The sequence below is a fragment of the Nitrosophilus alvini genome (assembly GCF_015100395.1).
In the GTDB taxonomy this organism is placed as follows: domain Bacteria; phylum Campylobacterota; class Campylobacteria; order Campylobacterales; family Nitratiruptoraceae; genus Nitrosophilus; species Nitrosophilus alvini.
This window is the reverse complement of record NZ_AP022847.1, coordinates 999,329-1,016,757: the sequence shown is the minus strand read 5'-3', so window position 1 is coordinate 1,016,757 and position 17,429 is coordinate 999,329. Positions and strand designations below refer to the sequence as shown.

Genomic DNA, 17,429 nt, shown 5'->3' with positions numbered 1-17,429 from the left:
TTGGTTTAAAAGGGCTTATAATATCCTTTTATATAGAAAAATGTGCTTAAAGTGCTATAATTCGAATATAGATTTAAGAAGGAGTTGTTATGGCAAGAGTCCCCGAAGATGTAGGATGCAAAAACGAAATATGTATAAAAAAAGATGAGTGTAAAAGACAGGAGATTTATAAAAACAAAACAGCCAGAGAGGTAAAAAGCTTCGGAGGCAACGAAGAAAAAGGGTGCGGAAAATTTATACCAAAAAACGAAGGAAAATAATTTAGAGGTTCAACCTCTAAATTTTGAGGTGTGTTTTGGATATAGAAAAGATAAAAAGAGAGAGAGAAAACTGGCTGAAGTGGAAAAATATTGCGCCTCTCAGAGAGATGCTGGATGCTCTGCCGGATATAAAAGACGTGAAAGTTGAGATAGACGATGTAATCAAAATAGATGCTGATGTAACAGAAAAGCAAAGAGAAGCTGTAAAAGAAGCGGCCTGGGCTATGAGACCATGGAGAAAGGGACCTTTTGAGCTGTTCGGAACATTTATAGACAGTGAATGGAGAAGCTTTATAAAGTATAATCTACTCAAACCCCATTTCAGGTTAAAAGATAAAAGAGTTGCCGATATAGGCTGCAACAACGGATACTATATGTTCAGAATGCTTGCTGAAAAACCGGCTGAGATTGTGGGATTTGACCCTTCGCCTCTCTTTAAAACGCAGTTTGATCTGATAAATAGATATATAAAGAGTGATATAGTTTACGAACTTTTGGGAGTGGAGCATCTGCCGTATTACGGAAAAAAGTTTGATGTAATATTTTGTCTGGGGGTTATCTATCACAGAAGTGACCCTGTAAATATGTTAAAAGGCTTAAAAAAAGGACTTAACAAAAACGGTGAGGTTTTTCTGGATACATTCTATATAGATGGAGATGAGCCTGTAGCTCTCTGTCCTGCCAAAACATACTCAAAGATACCGAATGTGCATTTTGTTCCTACTATACCGGCACTTAAAAACTGGTGTGTAAAAGCGGGATTTGAAAAGTTTGAAGTACTTGAAAAGAAACCGACAACTTTCGAAGAGCAGAGAAAGACGGAGTGGATAACAGGAGAGAGTCTGAGTGACTTTTTGGACCCGAATGATCCGACCAAAACCGTGGAAGGATATCCCGCTCCGAAGAGAGTTTATGTTAAAATTTCGCTCTAAATATTCAATTGGGAGGGAGTATGAAAGTTTACGGTATCAAAACGTGCGGAAGTGTAAAAAAGGCACTGAAGTTTTTTGAGGAGAACGATATAAGGTATGAGTTTCATGACCTTAAAAAAGAGCCGATAGGATGCGAAAAAGTTGATGAATGGCTGAAAAAAGCCGATATTGAGACTCTTATGAACAAAAGAGGAACAAAATACAGAACCCTTAAACTAAAAGAGCTCAATCTTGATGAAAATGGCATGAGAGAGTGGCTCTGCAAAGAGAATCTTCTGATAAAGAGGCCCGTTGTAGAATTGGACAATGGAGATGTTGTCATTGGGTTTGATGAAGATAAATACAAAGAAATTTTCGGGATATAAAATGAAATTGAATACACATAAAAAGATAGACTCAAGATTTAGCGGAAAAGTAGTTGAACTTAAAGAGGGATATGCGAAAATTCTGCTTAAAACAGTTCCGGAAATGGCTGCAGACGAAGAGGGTCTGGTACATGGCGGTTTTACCTTCAGCGCTGCGGATTTTGCCGCAATGGCAGCTGTCAATCATCCATATGTGGTACTTACGGGAGCAGAAGTAAAATTTACCGCTCCCGTTAAAGTGGGCGATGAAGTGATGTTTGAGGCAAACGTAATAGAAAATGATGGGAAAAAATCAAAAGTTGAAGTTGTCGGAAGAGTAGGGGATAAAGAGGTATTCAAGGGGATTTTTAAAACTTACGTACTTGATAAACACGTACTTGGATAAATAAAGTCTGAAAAAATATTTTTGACAGAGCCTTATTTTTGGCCCAAAGGGCGATAACGCCCTGGGCATGATTGCTATTTTCTGTCAAAATGGTAGATAGAGTGCTGTGTTGCGCGCTCTGAATCTTTCCAGACTATATATGAAGATTTTAGGTGGTTGTTGTTATCTGAGAGTTCCAAAATTATTCTATGTACATGCGCTTCGTCAGAGTCACACACTTCGCTTCTTTCCGTGTCGCATTCAAAAACAAGCCTTTTTTTGCTGCTCTCTTTCGTATTGAAAATGAAACTTGGTTGATTTCTTTTGGCACAGTAATGAGTGGCCAAAAGTTCGTTACACTCCTTGAAATCGTCACAATGATACATAGTAACCATCTGTTTCATTGTATTTGGCAAAAGATCCTCTTGCAAAACGGAGTCTCTGGCGATAATCTTATATGCAACTCCCGTTTTGTCTGTTCCTAAAAGTCTCTTGACCGCAGGATGTTCATGGGCGCCTGTAGTACCGATCTGCTTCTCTTTAGGAGATAATTTCCACTCTCCTTTTAATATCTCTTTCATATACTCGAAAGCCTCTTTTGGTTTCATTTCTGCAAAAAGAGGTGCAGAGGCAATGAAACCGAAAGTAAGTATTCCTGTCATCAATCTTTTCATTTTAGACTCCTTTTATTTACAAAATGAACGGCTTCAATCATTTTATATCAAAAAAATTAATATCTAACTTTAAATATTTATATAAGATTTATTGATATCTTTGTTAAATAAAATATATAAAAAAGTAATATTTAATTTGAGGGTTGCAAACGATTTTGTTGGAATTAATGGAGAGTAAAAAAGAGGGCTATATAGCCCTCAGCCAGTAATCTACGTACTTTTGTTCATTTTTTATAGTAGTAGGTTCGCCGTGTCCGGGATAAACCGGTTTGTCGAAAGGGATTTTTTTAAACTTCTCCAGACTCCTTTTCATAGCCTCGGGATCGGAATACGGAAAATCAACTCTGCCGATCGAACCTTTGAATATAAAATCGCCGCTGAACCATGCGTTATCTATCTCTATAACGCAGCATCCAGGAGTATGTCCTGGAAAGTGAATGAATTTGAAAAGTATTCCTCCTGCAACGATCTCTTTGTCACCTTCTACCAGTATGTCGGCTCTACTTTTTGGCATTCCCATGTTGTACTGGTCTGTTTCAAGAAAAAAAGCGTCCTCTTTATGGATGATGATGGGGATTGCCAGTTTCTCTTTGAGCTCTGCGTTGCTCCAGACATGGTCGAAATGTCCATGTGTGTTCAGAATGGCAACAGGATTTTTCACATTGTCCAATACCCATTCGGCTGCACCGATGCCAGGGTCTACTATCAACTCTTTTTCTTCGATTTCAACTATATAGCAGTTGGTCATATAGTCGCCGAAAGGTCTGCTTTTTATCTGCATCTTCCCTCCAATAAAAAAGTTTATAAAATTGTACTCAAATTTGCCAAAAACCAAACTTCAATATCGCCCAAATTAAGAAAATCAGTTACATTTAAAAGAACTGCTTAAGTATTTTTTTATTATAATAATAGCTAATGATACTGATTTTTATATAAGTACAGGAGAAAATTATGAGTAAAAAAATTCCTTTTTATGTTCCGAGTATAAATGATACGGAATTAAAAGAGATAAAAGAGGTTCTAGCGCTTTGTGAAGAATCAAAAGTAGACAAACTTGAAAGAGATTTTGCCAAATATATAGGATGTGAATATGCTTTGACCACATCAAGTGGAACAGGCGCACTCCATCTTGCTATGACGGCTATAGATCTCAAAAGGGGAGACAAGATCATCTGCTCTGTAAACGCATTTCCCTCTGTTCCGGAAGTTGTGAGGCATTTTGACGCAGAGCCGATATTTGCGGATATCGATCCTGATGACTATAACATAGATCTTGATGCACTTGAAGATATACTTGCAAAGAACAAGTCAAAAAAACTCAAAGGTGCGATCATAAATCATGTAGGTGGGCAGCCGGTTGATCTTGACAGGTTGTACGATATAGCGGAAAAATACAATATTCTTATTATCGAAGATGCCAGTGAAGCCATGGGCGCCACATATGAGGGCAAAAAGATAGGCTCGACCGGTGCAGATATGACGGCATTCAGTTTCAATCCCCATATGAGAAGCTCCATCTCGAACGGCGGTATGCTTGTAACCGACAATGAAGAGTTAAACCAAAGAGCCGAACTTCTCAGAACCCATGCAATAGTAACCGATAAGTGGGACAGACAGGGAAATCTGGGATATATATACGATGTAATCGATATAGGACTCAAATATGACATGAGTGAACTCGATGCGGCATACTGTATTGCACAGCTTGGCAAAGTGGATAAACTTATTAAAAGAAGAATAGAGATAGCAAATATATACAATGAAGAGCTGAAAGATGTGCCTCATGTATCATTGCCTATCGTAAAAAGAGAACACAACTACCAGCTTTATATTATCAAGATAGACAAAAACAGAGACGGGTTTGCAAGAGAGCTTGTAAAAAGAGGCATATATGTTGGCTTGCATTATATTCCTCTGCATCTTCTGAGCTATTACAGACAAAAATACAATCTTAGAGTCAACGATTTTCCGAATGCTCTTAGAAACTATCAGCAGATACTCTCTATTCCTATTCATGCAAAAATGACAGATGACGACGTTTATTATGTCTGCGAACAGATAAAAGATATCGCCAAGAAGAGAAGTTGGTAAAAAAAAGTGATTTAACCGAGTGGGTTGAGGGATATTTCTACAACCCCTCGCTTTTTCAAAGAATTTTATCGTTTTTTCTTCTGCCCTTGACTCTTTTATACTGTCTTGGAGCCTACATAAGAAGGAGATTTTGCAAAGCCAAAGATTATGGTATAGCCGTTGTATCTGTAGGCAATCTTTTGGTAGGCGGCAGCGGCAAGACGCCTTTTGTTATAGAGCTTGCGAAGAGATATGGCGATTGTGCCGTAATTTTACGCGGATATGGACGAAAAAGCAGTGGAATGGTCGTAGTAAGCGAAAGAGGGCAAATAAAAACGGATGTGAAAACAAGCGGTGATGAGGCGATGCTCATCGCAAAGTCTCTCCCGCAGGCAAGCGTAATAGTTTCCGAAAAAAGAGAAGATGCCATCGGATATGCAAAAGAAAAGGGTATAAAGGTTGTTTTTCTTGATGACGGATTCGGAAAATGCCACATAAAAAAACTGGATATTCTTCTGAAACCGGAAACAGATCCGAAAAATGGCTTCTGCCTTCCCTCAGGTCCTTACAGAGAACCAAAAAGTTTTGAAAAATATGCCCATATCGTAGCACGTGAGGGAGAAGATTTCAGACGGATTGTCAATATAGAAAACAAAACTGAAAATATGGTTTTGATAACTGCTATTGCAAAACCTCAGAGACTGGATAGATATCTGCCTGAGAATATCGAAAAGTTCTATTTTGCCGATCATCACTATTTTGAAAAAGAGGAGATAGGGGAGATTGTAAAGAAAACCGGTGTGGACTCTATATTGACCACCCAAAAAGATGAGGTGAAACTGGAAAAATTTGGCTTTAAGCTTTCGGTAATGAGGCTTAAGATGGATATTGACGAAAAAATATTGGAAAAAGTTGATAAGTATATAAAGGAGAGAGATGCAAAGAAAGATACAGACAGTTCAGACCCTTCTTGACGCACTGCCGTTTATAAAAGAGTTTAGAAAACAGACTATTGTTATCAAATACGGCGGTTCGGCACAGACAAGCGCCAATCTAAAAGAGAAGTTTGCTCAAGATGTGCTGCTTATGTATCTGGTAGGTATCAAGCCGGTTATTGTACACGGCGGAGGCAAGAGAATAACCGAAATACTCGACAGACTCAAAATTCCTACAAATTTTATAGAGGGGCAGAGGGTGACGACGCCTGAAGTTATGGAGATAGTGGAGATGGTTCTGAGCGGAGATATAAACAAAGAGATAGTCTCTTTGTTGAACAACCATGGTGCAAAAGCGATAGGCATAAGCGGCAAAGATGCCCACTTCATCACTGCACGACCGAAAGATTTTGAAAAACTGGGTTATACCGGAAAGATAGAAAATATAGATCCGGAAGTGGTAAACAGACTGATTGACGAAAAGTTTGTTCCTGTTATAGCTCCTATCGCCGCAAGCGACGAACTATCTCATCCCGGATACAATATAAATGCCGATCTGGCGGCAAGCAAGATAGCCGTAGCTTTAAAAGCGAAAAAGATAATTTTTCTGACTGATACTCCCGGTGTTCTGGACAAAGAAAAAAATCTCATCTCCACTCTCGATGCCGAAAGTGTGGAAAAACTCAAACAAGAGGGTGTCATAAAAGGCGGAATGGTTCCTAAAGTTGATGCTTGTCTCGAAGCCATAAACGGCGGTGTGGAGAAAGCGCACATCATTGACGGAAGAGTTGAACACTCGATTCTGCTAGAACTGTTTACCAGCGCGGGTATAGGAACACAGATAGTAAAATAGACCGAAAGGATGAGTCATGAGCGGATATATCACACTTTTTTGTACGGTTCCGGACAAAAAGAGTGCAGAGGATATCTCCTATACTCTTGTGTCTGAAAAACTCGCGGCTTGTGTAAATATCATTGACGGTGTGGATTCGATATATTTCTGGGAAGGAAAAGTACAGGACGACAGCGAACTCCTTCTGGTAATAAAGACCAAAAAATCTCTATATGAGAAACTGGAAAAAAAGATAAAATCGATCCATCCTTATAAAGTGCCAGAAATAATCGCATTCGAGATATTCAGAGGCAGCGTAGAGTATCTGAATTGGATAGACGAAAGTGTCGAATAAGAGACATATTTTGATATAATCACAAAAAATTTTTACAGGATTTGAAATGAGATTTATCGAAACAAGAGGAAACGACGGCATAAAGCCCGAATATGTGAATTTCAGCGATGCTATTTTGAGTCCCGGTGCAAGTTACGGCGGTCTTTATGTGCCTGAATTTTTGCCTGAGCCCGGTATCCCTTTCTTGGAGAAACATCTGAAAAGCTCGTACAAAGAGTTGGCTTTCGATATTCTTAAAACCTTCGATATAGATATAGATGACGATGTTGTAAAAGAGGCACTTGATCTATATGACAAATTTGACGACCCAGATAATCCCGTACCAGTTGTAAAAGTAAAAGAGAGTCTGTTTGTAAGTGAGCTTTACCACGGACCTACGAGAGCTTTTAAAGATATGGCTCTTCAGCCATTCGGCTACATTCTCTCCAATCTGGCAAAACAAAGAGGAGAGAAGTATCTTATCCTCGCAGCTACAAGCGGCGATACCGGTCCTGCAACTCTGGAGACTTTCAAAAACAGACCGAACATAAAAGTCGCATGCCTCTATCCGGACGGAGGAACGAGTGACGTTCAGAGACTGCAGATGGTAACAGAAGACGGGAAAAACCTTAAAGTTATAGGAATCATTGGAGATTTCGACGATGCACAAAACGCTCTTAAAGAGCTTTTGGCCTCAGAAAATTTTAAAAGAAAACTGCAAGAGTCCGGAGTAAAACTCTCCGCAGCCAATTCCGTAAATTTTGGCCGGATTATTTTTCAGATCATTTATCATCTACACAGCTATTTGGAGCTTATCAGACAAAATGAGATATCTTTGGGAGAAAAAATCTATCTCATAGTTCCGAGTGGAAATTTCGGAAATGCCCTTGGCGCCTATTATGCAAAAAAGATGGGACTGCCAGTGAAGAAGATACTGATAGCTTCAAACGAAAACAATGTTTTGACCGATCTGATACAAAAAGGCGAATACGATCTTAGAAGTAGAACTCTTAAAAAGACGGCATCTCCGGCAATGGATATTTTGAAATCTTCGAATGTTGAAAGAGTACTTTTTGACAAATTCGGTGCAAAGAGGACAAAAGAGCTAATGGACTCTTTGACAAATGAAGGATATTACAAACTTACACCGCAAGAGCTTGAGAGACTTAGAGAAGATTTTGAGGCCGATTTTACAACGGATGAAGAGGCTAAAAATACGATTAGAGAGTATGCCCAAAACGGATATCTCATGGACCCTCATACAGCTACCTGTATAAAGCTTTTCGACAAAAGAGACAATAAAGAGTTAAAGTGTGTGGTATACTCTACCGCTGAATGGACAAAATTTGCGCCAACTGTACTAAACGCTCTTAACAATGACGATAAAAAGTACAAAGACCTTGAAGCCCTGGTGGAGATATCGAAAAGACTCGGTGTCAGAATTCCTCTCGTGATAGAAGAGCTTTTCAATAAACCTATCGTACACGATACGGTTATTGAAAAAGAGCAGATAGAAGAGGAGATACTCAAATTTATCTAACGGACTGTTGATGGAACCAATATATATATCGGTGGCTGCAGCTCTTTTGCTTTTGGCTGCAGTTGCCTTTGTCTACAAAGAGACAAAAGAGATTAGAAGAAGGAGTGAAGAGCTTATACGCTCTTTTGATGATAAGATAACCAGACTACTTTATGAGCAGAGTGAAAAGAGTGCAAGAAGATTCGAAGAGCAAAAAGAGTTTCTTCACGACAAGATTGAAAACATTAACGAAAAACTTCTGCAAAATGCCAAAGAGAACCAGCTTCAGATAGAAAAAAACATAGAGCTTTTCAAAAAGATAGAAGAGTCCACAAATCTTTTCAAAGCAGAGATATCGGAAAACCTGAGCAAACACTTCAACTCCTTTTCAAAAGCACTATTCGAGCAGAGCGAGAAGATAAACAGTGACTTTTCACAGCTCAACGAAAAACTCTCACTGTCACTGAAAAAAGGGTTTGAAGATGTGGACAAAACCCTAAAAGAGATAATGCAGGCAAACTCCAGACTCTTTACCGAGACCAAAGATGCCCAGAAAAATTTCAAAGAAGAGCTTGCGCACCATCTGAAAAAAAATTTCGACGAGCTTTCAAATATCGTAGCTCTCAAACTCGATCAGATAAACTCTAAAGTGGAAGAAAGACTCAAAGAGGGATTTGAAAATGTTGATAAAACTTTCAAAGAGATCATAACCGGAATAGCGAAAATTTCGGAAGCGCAGAAAAAGATAGAGCAGCTCTCAGGCGAAGTGGTTTCACTGCAAAATGTGCTCAGCGACAAGAAAAGCAGGGGGATATTCGGTGAAGTGCAGCTAAATTCGATACTAAAGTCTATATTTGGCGAAAACAAAGAGCTATATGATACGCAATACCCTCTGGTGGAGGAGGGCGAAAAGATGATAGCGGATGCTGTCATAAAAGCGCCCGAACCTGTAGGGCTCATAGCGATAGACTCCAAATTTCCGCTTGAAAATTATACGAATATGATCGAGGCAAAAGAAGAGGCTGAAAGAAAAAGGCATGAGAGCTCATTCAAACAGAACCTCAAAAAACATATAAATGACATATCCTCAAAATATATAGTAAAAGGTAAAACGGCCAATATGGCGATACTCTTTCTGCCTGCAGAGGCGATCTTCGCAGAGATAAACGCATACCATCAGGATATTATAGAGTATGCGAGGCAAAAGAGTGTCTGGATGGCCAGCCCCACAACACTTATGGCACTTCTTACCACCGTTCAGGCGATAGTAAGAGATGTAAAAACCCAGGAACAGGCCAAAAAGATACAAGAAGAGCTTTCCAAACTCTCGGTAAACTTCAGAAGATACAAAGAGCGCTGGGAAAAACTCTCCCGCCATATCGATACCGTCAGCAAAGACGTAAAAGAGATCCACACTACTACCAAAAAGATCTCCAGTGAATTTGAGAGGATAGAGAAAGTTGATTTTTCCGAGGGGTTGATTGGAGAGAAAGGCAATTATTAAACTTAAACATAGTATCTAAGGAAGCTTTTATAAATTTTACACGTGATTTTTGTAATATATTTTTTTAAATCGGCAATTGAATAAAATTTTATATTTATATTTGATTTGTAAAAGTATGGGACTCTGTTTGATATAGATTATATAAAGAATTGATATGGGAAAAAAAATGTGTTATGGAACAATAAAGTATTATGCAAAAACTCATGAAGAAAAACTGGATATTATATTTATTATGAAAAAAAAGTTTGATGAATCAAAAACTCAAAAATATAAATTTCATGTAAAGGTTATAAATTTTTTTGAAGAAGAGTTTGAGAGTGAAGAAATTGGATCAATTGAAGAAATAGAAAGGATCACAGAAAATAAAGCCGAAGAAATTATATGCAATATTATTTTTATAACTCAAAAAAATATAGAGAATCCAAAACTTCTTAAATATAGAATAGAAACTAAGAAGGGGGGGTTGCAAAATTCGTAATACGCATAAGTTAAAGTTGTGCATAAAAACAAAAGAAGAAGTTAATAAGGAAAAAATTGCTGAAATAAAACAACTGTGTATGTCTCCTGAATCTGGTTCTTTTTATATAAAACTTTTTAGTTTAGCTATCAGACAAAAAGACCCTGTTGCAAAATTTATTCTCTTGTATTTAATACTTCTTTCTATAACAGCAAAAGGAGATGAAAGGCAAATATATGTGGATAAATATATAAAGAGCAAACAGCCGGATGTAAAATTTTTTCAATACAATAAAAGAAGAGAAACAATATATACAAAACTGAGGAATGAAATAGCTCATAAAAGAGAAACAAAAGATCCAACTGAAATTATAAAAAATATTGAAAGTGTATTAGCAAAATTTCAAAGTATAGTTCAAACTTCTATTTTAGAGAATATAAATTAATAGTAATATTTATTTTCTAAAGCGTACTCCTAACCACTATTTTAATATTTGATTGAGTTATTTCATTAACTTTTTGTCTGATTTCATCAAGGAACTTTAATACCATTTGATACAATATTTTTTCATTATTTCTAAGTTACTAATCAAGAGTTGTTGTACTAAGTGAAAGATTGTTGGAGTAAATTCTTAATATTATAATGATATATTGGGAACTTTAAGATTAAAAAAGTAAATATAAAGATATCATAAAAGTAAGATATTATAATGATTAAAAATTGAAAATATTGATAAATATCAGTTTAAGTTTTAAGAAAAGTTCAATGAAAAAAGCATAAATGGAAAAGGAAAATTTTGTATGATTCGTTAAAATTTATTTTATTAAAAAAGGAAATATTGTGAAAAATCTTTTTATTTTATTATTATTTATTATATATGCTAATTCCTCAAATATTGATGAGGCAAAAAAGGCATTAAATGCTAATAATTACTCTAAAGCATTAAAGATTTTTAAAAAAGAATGTGAAAAAAATATAGAAGGATGTTTTTATTTAGGGCTTTTATACGAACATGGCATTGGTATAGAGAAAAATATTAATAAAGCAATTAATTTATTTGACCGTGCTTGTGGTGAGGGAGATTTAAATGCATGTTTTGAGCTAGGATATATATATTATAAAAATAAGAATTATGACAAAGCTGTAAATTTATATAAAAAATCATGTGGAGGTGGGAAAGAGAAAGCATGCTTTAATTTAGGTATTTTATATTTTTATGGGGAAGGAGTTAAGCAAAATTACGAAAAAGCTAAAAAGTTATTCGAAATTTCTTGTAATAAAACAGAAGTAAAAGGATGTGTTAGTCTTGGAATTTTGTATGAAAATGGTTTAGGAGTTGAACAAAATTATAAAAGAGCAAAACAATTATTTGAAAAAGCTTGTAATAGAAATGAAGCGAGTGGGTGTTTTAATTTAGGAGAGTTATATTTAACTGGTAAAGGCGTTAGGCAAAATAAATATAAAGCTAAAGAGTTATTTGGTCTAGCTTGTGACGGTGGCAAAGAGGTTGGATGCGAGATGTATTTAGAATTAAATGAGCAAGGATTTTAATTCTAGAATTGATATATAATATTATCAAGTTAATTAATATTTTTTATTTAAACAATTCTTGCTTCCAAATCTTTGTTTATTTAGATAGTAGGTATTTTCTGTGAGAAAACAATAAATATCTGAGTTGACGTTAGAAGAGTGCGATGGCGACGGCTGTTTTGGGAAAGAATCCTCACAAATTTGTAACTCTTTTCTACCATTGTAAAATTTTTCTTTATATATTTGCTTCTATTTGTTAGACTGCGGTATTTTGATGATATACTGATAAAAAATCAAAAATTTTATCGGTTTTGCCAGTGGGAAATTACTGCACTGGATTAGGAGGGTTGGAGTGAGAATAATAGAGGAGTTTATAAAAAAAGAGTCTTCTTCCGGAATTTTGCTAATAATAGTTACCATTTTGGCACTTATATTACAAAATAGCGCATTATCCGATATGTACAGCGCTTTTTTGCATACTCACGTTGAGATACGTTTTGGAGATTTTCAGATAGCCAAACCTCTGCTTTTATGGGTAAATGACGGTTTGATGGCTATCTTCTTTTTTCTAATAGGTTTGGAAGTCAAACGAGAGATAACCGAAGGGCATCTCTCCTCTGTAAATCAGATAACATTACCCGGCGTTGCGGCCTTAGGCGGTATGGTTATACCTGCACTGGTATTTATCGCATTCAATCAGGGTGAATCTTTTGCTATGAAGGGCTGGGCTATACCTACAGCTACCGATATCGCTTTTGCACTGGGAATTTTATCTCTGCTTGGGAAAAGAGTGCCTCTCTCTTTAAAAATATTTCTGATGGCTTTGGCTATTATGGATGACCTTGGTGCTATTATAATCATAGCTCTTTTTTACACGAGTGACCTTTCAACAACATCTATTATCGTCGCTTCGATATGTCTTATAATTTTGTTTATTATGAACAAAAGGGGAGTTTCTAAAAAGGCTGCTTATATAATTGTGGGTGTTGTTCTTTGGGTAAGTGTTTTAAAATCAGGTGTACATGCGACTTTGGCAGGGGTGGCACTCGCCTTTTTCATACCATTGAAATCAAAAAAGGAAGATGGTAAAGAGTTCTCTTTGCTTAAAGAGATGGAGCATGATTTACACTATTGGGTAGCTTTCTTCATTTTACCGCTTTTTGCCTTTGTAAATGCGGGAGTGGATTTGCGGGGAATCTCTATAGATGAAATGTTTGGAAGTGTCCCGATGGGTATAATGCTTGGGCTGTTTATTGGAAAACAACTGGGAGTGTTTGGATTTTCATATATAGCAATAAAGATGGGATTGGCAAAACTGCCAAAAGGCAGCAACTGGATGCAGTTTTACGGTGTCAGTGTACTTACGGGTATTGGGTTTACCATGAGTCTTTTTATAGATTCTTTGGCTTTCAACGATACGCAAATTTATCACTATGCCGATAAACTGGCTATTTTGCTGGGATCTTTTCTTTCGGGAATTGTAGGGTATCTAGTTCTGAGGATGGCTAAACCATCTGTAAAATACAAAAATAAAAATGATTAGAATAGAGGAGAAATTTTATTTTCTCTTCATTATTTTCCAGATAAGAGCTACAAACGGTACTTCGAAAGCCAGGAACAAAAGAGTCACTTTCAATGTGCCGTTTGCGTCTTCGGTCAGGGGCAGACCGCCGGTATTCATGCCGAAGAACCCTGTAACCAGAGTTAGCGGAAGGAAAACGGCGGAAATGATGGTAAGAATAAACATGATATTGTTCATTTTTTCGTCCATTTTTGCTCTGTAAAAGCTGTATAGATAGTCGAGTTTTTCATTTGCGTTTTTGGAGAGTCTGAAGGCTCTGACCATATGTTCCAGAAGGTCTTTAAAAGCCAGTTCGTCCAGCTTGTTTTTATAATATTTGATAAATCTTTCAAAAGCGATCAACGAGTGTTCCATGAGCCTTTCTATGAGAGCAAGCTCTTTTTTATAATAGAGCCATCTATTTACAAAACTTTTATCAATATCTCCTTCGTACAGTTTGTCTTCCATTTTTGCAATCTGCATATTCAGTTTCGATATTTTTGCAAGTATCTTGTCTACTCTGGTATCTAAAAATGTGTGCAGGTCTTGAAAAGTACCGAGTCTGTAAAACTCTTTTCTATCTCTGGAGTATCCGTAAACTTCATTGTCTTTGATTAAAAAGGCATATGAGACAGTGTCGACTGTATCTTTTTTGATATAAGGGAGTCTTAAAATAAATATGGAGTATTCGTCTGTGCGTTCGAAATCACTTGGGTGGTCACGATTTTCTATATCGTCTGTGAGATATCTGTTTATTTTGAATTTCATATGGACTCTGCTTCTATTTTTTCTCTTTTCTCTTCAAGCTCTATATAAATTTCAAGCAGTTTTTCATGCTCTTTTTCCAACTCTTCAAGTTCTGAGGCAAGTCTGTTTATACCTTTTTCTTCATAGCAGGAAGGATCTGCTAGGCATTCATTGATATGACTCATCTGCTCTTCGATGGCCTCTATTTTTGAAGGGAGCTCTTCAAGGAGTTTTTGCTCTTTGAAAGAGAGTTTTTCTTTTTTTACTCTCACTCTTTTTGGTTTTTCGTTTTCAAGCTCTCTTTCGAAATTTTTCAGATTCTCAAGCTCTTTTTCGATCTCAAGATATTCGGTATATGTCTGGTATGATTCCTCTATCTCTCCATTTCCTTTGAAGATAAAGAGTTTTTTTGCTATTTTGTCCACGAAATATCTGTCGTGGCTGACGAAGATGACGGAGCCGGGAAAATTCTGGATATATTCTTCAAGAATATTGATGGTAGGAATGTCCAGATCGTTTGTAGGTTCATCGAGTATGAGGCAGTCGACCTTTTTTGTAAAGAGCAGGGCAAGAGCCACTCTGTTTTTCTCTCCACCGCTCAGTACTCCTATCTTTTTATCTAAGAACTCTTTTGGAAACAGGAAGTTTTTGAGATAACCGAATACATGCATACTTCTACCCTGTACCTCTACGCGGTCTCCACCGTTGGGGCAGAATGTCTCTATGAGATTTTTGTCGTCATCGAGCATCTTCCTGTGCTGGTCAAAATAGCCTATCTTAAACTCTCCTCTTTTTATCACACCGCTATCTGGTTCTAGTTCTCCCAAAAGAAGTTTTAGAAGGGTCGATTTGCCGCTGCCGTTTTTTCCTACGATGGCGATTCGGTCTTTTTGCAGAATTCTTGTGGTAAAATCTTTGATAAGGAGGTTGTCCCCCAGTTTTTTAGTTACATTTTCAAGCTCATAGAGCATCTTTTTTCTATTTTGGCTCTCTTCGCGGTTGAAATGTTTTTTTTCCCGTTCAAGTTCGAGTTTTATTTTTTTGATAAGTGCCGGGTTCTTTTTTGCCTGCTCTCTTAGTTCCAATACTCTTTTTTTCCTGCCTTCGTTTCTTTTTATCCTGGCTCTTACTCCGCGTCTGAGCCACTCTTCTTCCTGCTTTAAAAGCCTGAGAAGATTTTCGTGTTCTTTTTGCATACTTTTAAGCAGTTCTTCTTTTTGGCTCAGATAGTCACTGTATCCGCCTTTGAAACTTCTCAGACGACAATCTTCGATTTCAACGGTTCTTGTGGCGATTCTATCTATAAAATATCTGTCATGGGAGATGAAAACTATGGTGAATTTATCTTTTAAAAGCATTTCTTCAAGAAAAGAGACCATATATACATCCAGATGGTTCGTCGGTTCGTCAAGAAGGAGAATATCGGGTTTTTTCAGAAGCAGCCCTGCAAGAGCGACTCTTCTTTGCTCACCCCCTGAAAGAAGGTTTATAAATCTATCTTCATATCTTTTCAGGTCGAATTCTTGCAGGACTCTCTCTATCTTGTCATCAAGGTTCCAGGCGTTGTGATAATCAAGAAAGTTTGCAAGTTTGTCAAGTTCATTCAAAAGTGTTCTGTTTTCAAAATCTTCCGCCAGTCTGACACTTATCTCTTCATATCTTTTTCTTGCCTCTTTCAGTTGGGTCAGTTCGTTTTCTATGGCTTCTCTGACTTTGAGATTGTCTTCAAACTTAGGGGCTTGCGAAAGCATCTGTATATTGATATTTTGCCTGGTTCTTCTCTCCCCGCTGTCAGGGTCCAGAGATCCCTGGATGATTTTCATCAGAGTCGATTTTCCGCTGCCGTTCTTTCCTACAATGGCAATTCTTTCAAATTCGTCCACATGAAAATCTACATCACATAAAATTTTTTGTGCTTCAAACTGTTTTGAAATCTCTTTCAGATCCACTAACGCCATACGCTGTAACTCCTCAAACCCTCTTTTACTGTTGCGGTTAAAATAGTAAATTAAAATTATTCTGAATGCAATTTTAACTTATCTTTGATACAATAGCAAACAATTTAAAAGTATAGGAACAAAGATGATAGAAGCTATCAGTATTTTGTATTTTATATATGTATTGGCAAAAATTTATATATCCGTTATGCAGGCGGGATTTGTAATAAAAGCAAAAAGACTGGAGCCTGTTTTGATGGTTCCTTCCAAATATCTCAAGTCGGCCAACTATGCTGTATCAAAAGAGCGGCTCGCTATGCTTGAGACACTGGCGGAGTATGCACTTTTTATCTTCTGGATAGGGAATGGACTGGTATGGCTTGAAAAGAGTATAAATATAGACAACATCGTTTTGAAATCTGTTGTTTATGTGGATATTTTCATTATTATAAACTATTTTGTAATGTTGCCTTTCGATCTTTATTCAAAGTTTGTCATTGACGAAAAATACGGATTCAATACCTCCTCTTTTTCTCTTTATATAAAAGACCAGATAAAGGGCGGAGTTCTATTTTTAGTTTTCGGTTCCGCCATAATTGCAGCAATAAGCTACATAATAGCCTATTTTGACAACTGGTGGATTTACGGCTTTGCGCTTGTTTTTTTTATAATAATATTGATAAATGCAATCTATCCTACGCTTATAGCGCCGATATTCAACAAATTTACTCCTCTCGAGGACGAAGAGCTTAGAAAAAGTATAGAAAATCTTATGCAGAAGTGTGATTTCAAAAGCAGCGGAATATTTGTTATGGATGCCAGCAAGCGCGACAGCAGACTCAATGCATATTTCGGGGGACTTGGAAAAACAAAAAGGGTAGTTCTTTTCGATACACTTATAAAAAAGCTGGATAAAAACGAACTTTTGGCTGTTTTGGGGCATGAACTGGGACATTTCAGACATAAAGATATACTGAAAAATATTTTTATGATGGCCGTTATGCTTTTTGCAATGTTTTATATATTTTCACATCTGCCGCAATCGCTTTTTACTCAAATCGGTGTAAAAAACGAGCCTTATACAGTTATCGCTCTCTTTTTGCTTTTGTCCCCGGTATTTACATTTTTCTTTATGCCGCTTATCAGTTTTGTCAGCAGAAAAAACGAGTATGCAGCAGACAGATTCGGTGCCCAGGTTACATCTCCGGCACATTTGAGGAACGCTCTTTTGAAGCTTGTGGAGGAGAACAGCTCTTTTCCTCTTTCTCATCCTCTATATGTGTTTTTCTACTATTCGCACCCTCCGATTTTGCAAAGACTAAAAGCGCTCGGCTTTGAAGAGCAAAGTAGTGCATCCGAAGATGCAGCAAAAGAGAGCTGTCTTGCCAAGGTGGAAGAGTCGAAATAG

At 37.0% G+C, this 17,429-nt stretch carries 19 protein-coding genes; 15 read left to right on the top strand and 4 right to left on the bottom strand.

Annotated features, from left to right (window positions below; genetic code table 11):
• Positions 1-89: 89 nt before the first annotated feature.
• The 4 genes from EPR_RS05270 to EPR_RS05255 are packed head-to-tail and all read left to right on the top strand — an operon-like array spanning position 90 to position 1,942.
• A complete protein-coding gene (locus EPR_RS05270) occupies positions 90-260 on the top strand; it encodes a hypothetical protein (protein ID WP_200762212.1) in 171 nt (56 codons plus the stop codon).
• A gap of 35 nt (positions 261-295) precedes the next feature.
• Positions 296-1,192, top strand: coding sequence for a tRNA 5-methoxyuridine(34)/uridine 5-oxyacetic acid(34) synthase CmoB (gene cmoB, locus EPR_RS05265; RefSeq protein WP_200762211.1), 897 nt, complete (start codon positions 296-298; stop codon positions 1,190-1,192).
• A gap of 20 nt (positions 1,193-1,212) precedes the next feature.
• Positions 1,213-1,557 (top strand): arsenate reductase family protein, encoded by a 345-nt coding sequence (locus tag EPR_RS05260; RefSeq protein ID WP_200762210.1) that lies wholly within the window; start codon positions 1,213-1,215, stop codon positions 1,555-1,557.
• A gap of 1 nt (position 1,558) precedes the next feature.
• Positions 1,559-1,942 carry a thioesterase, FlK family gene (locus EPR_RS05255; RefSeq protein WP_200762209.1) on the top strand — a complete coding sequence of 128 codons (384 nt, stop codon included), beginning with the start codon at positions 1,559-1,561 and terminating at the stop codon, positions 1,940-1,942.
• Positions 1,943-2,016: 74 nt separating this feature from the next.
• On the opposite strand, the gene EPR_RS05250 is transcribed toward EPR_RS05255, so the two are convergent.
• Positions 2,017-2,595 (bottom strand): hypothetical protein, encoded by a 579-nt coding sequence (locus EPR_RS05250; RefSeq protein ID WP_200762208.1) that lies wholly within the window; start codon positions 2,593-2,595, stop codon positions 2,017-2,019.
• A 187-nt stretch (positions 2,596-2,782) separates the two neighbouring features.
• A complete protein-coding gene (locus EPR_RS05245) occupies positions 2,783-3,376 on the bottom strand; it encodes an MBL fold metallo-hydrolase (RefSeq protein WP_200762207.1) in 594 nt (197 codons plus the stop codon).
• A 170-nt stretch (positions 3,377-3,546) separates the two neighbouring features.
• Between EPR_RS05245 and EPR_RS05240 the strand changes: the two genes are divergently transcribed.
• The 10 genes from EPR_RS05240 to nhaA all read left to right on the top strand — a co-directional run bounded on the left by EPR_RS05240 (position 3,547) and on the right by nhaA (position 13,319).
• Positions 3,547-4,686 (top strand): DegT/DnrJ/EryC1/StrS family aminotransferase, encoded by a 1,140-nt coding sequence (locus tag EPR_RS05240; RefSeq protein ID WP_200762206.1) that lies wholly within the window; start codon positions 3,547-3,549, stop codon positions 4,684-4,686.
• Positions 4,680-5,639, top strand: coding sequence for a tetraacyldisaccharide 4'-kinase (locus EPR_RS05235; RefSeq protein ID WP_200762205.1), 960 nt, complete (start codon positions 4,680-4,682; stop codon positions 5,637-5,639). The genes EPR_RS05240 and EPR_RS05235 overlap by 7 nt, the downstream gene beginning before the upstream one ends.
• On the top strand, positions 5,602-6,453 hold the full coding sequence (gene argB, locus EPR_RS05230; RefSeq protein WP_200762204.1) for an acetylglutamate kinase: 852 nt from the start codon (positions 5,602-5,604) through the stop codon (positions 6,451-6,453). The genes EPR_RS05235 and argB overlap by 38 nt, the downstream gene beginning before the upstream one ends.
• Positions 6,454-6,469: 16 nt before the next feature.
• Positions 6,470-6,787: a divalent-cation tolerance protein CutA gene (gene cutA / locus EPR_RS05225; protein WP_200762203.1), complete on the top strand. Its 318-nt coding sequence runs from the start codon at positions 6,470-6,472 to the stop codon at positions 6,785-6,787.
• Between the two features lie 46 nt (positions 6,788-6,833).
• Positions 6,834-8,306: a threonine synthase gene (gene thrC, locus EPR_RS05220; RefSeq protein WP_200762202.1), complete on the top strand. Its 1,473-nt coding sequence runs from the start codon at positions 6,834-6,836 to the stop codon at positions 8,304-8,306.
• A 10-nt stretch (positions 8,307-8,316) separates the two neighbouring features.
• Positions 8,317-9,789: a DNA recombination protein RmuC gene (locus EPR_RS05215; RefSeq protein ID WP_200762201.1), complete on the top strand. Its 1,473-nt coding sequence runs from the start codon at positions 8,317-8,319 to the stop codon at positions 9,787-9,789.
• Positions 9,790-9,943: 154 nt separating this feature from the next.
• Entirely contained in the window at positions 9,944-10,267 is a 324-nt protein-coding gene (locus EPR_RS05210; RefSeq protein WP_200762200.1) for a hypothetical protein, read from the top strand.
• Between the two features lie 16 nt (positions 10,268-10,283).
• Positions 10,284-10,691: a methylamine utilization protein MauJ gene (mauJ, locus tag EPR_RS05205; RefSeq protein ID WP_200762199.1), complete on the top strand. Its 408-nt coding sequence runs from the start codon at positions 10,284-10,286 to the stop codon at positions 10,689-10,691.
• Between the two features lie 395 nt (positions 10,692-11,086).
• Positions 11,087-11,797 (top strand): tetratricopeptide repeat protein, encoded by a 711-nt coding sequence (locus tag EPR_RS05200; RefSeq protein ID WP_200762198.1) that lies wholly within the window; start codon positions 11,087-11,089, stop codon positions 11,795-11,797.
• A 331-nt stretch (positions 11,798-12,128) separates the two neighbouring features.
• A complete protein-coding gene (gene nhaA / locus EPR_RS05195; protein WP_234697085.1) occupies positions 12,129-13,319 on the top strand; it encodes a Na+/H+ antiporter NhaA in 1,191 nt (396 codons plus the stop codon).
• Positions 13,320-13,334: 15 nt separating this feature from the next.
• On the opposite strand, the gene EPR_RS05190 is transcribed toward nhaA, so the two are convergent.
• Both EPR_RS05190 and abc-f read right to left on the bottom strand, forming a co-directional pair.
• Positions 13,335-14,105 (bottom strand): magnesium transporter CorA family protein, encoded by a 771-nt coding sequence (locus EPR_RS05190; protein WP_200762197.1) that lies wholly within the window; start codon positions 14,103-14,105, stop codon positions 13,335-13,337.
• Positions 14,102-16,042: a ribosomal protection-like ABC-F family protein gene (abc-f, locus tag EPR_RS05185; RefSeq protein WP_200762196.1), complete on the bottom strand. Its 1,941-nt coding sequence runs from the start codon at positions 16,040-16,042 to the stop codon at positions 14,102-14,104. The genes EPR_RS05190 and abc-f overlap by 4 nt, the downstream gene beginning before the upstream one ends.
• 124 nt (positions 16,043-16,166) lie before the next feature.
• Between abc-f and EPR_RS05180 the strand changes: the two genes are divergently transcribed.
• Entirely contained in the window at positions 16,167-17,429 is a 1,263-nt protein-coding gene (locus tag EPR_RS05180) for a M48 family metallopeptidase (protein ID WP_234697084.1), read from the top strand.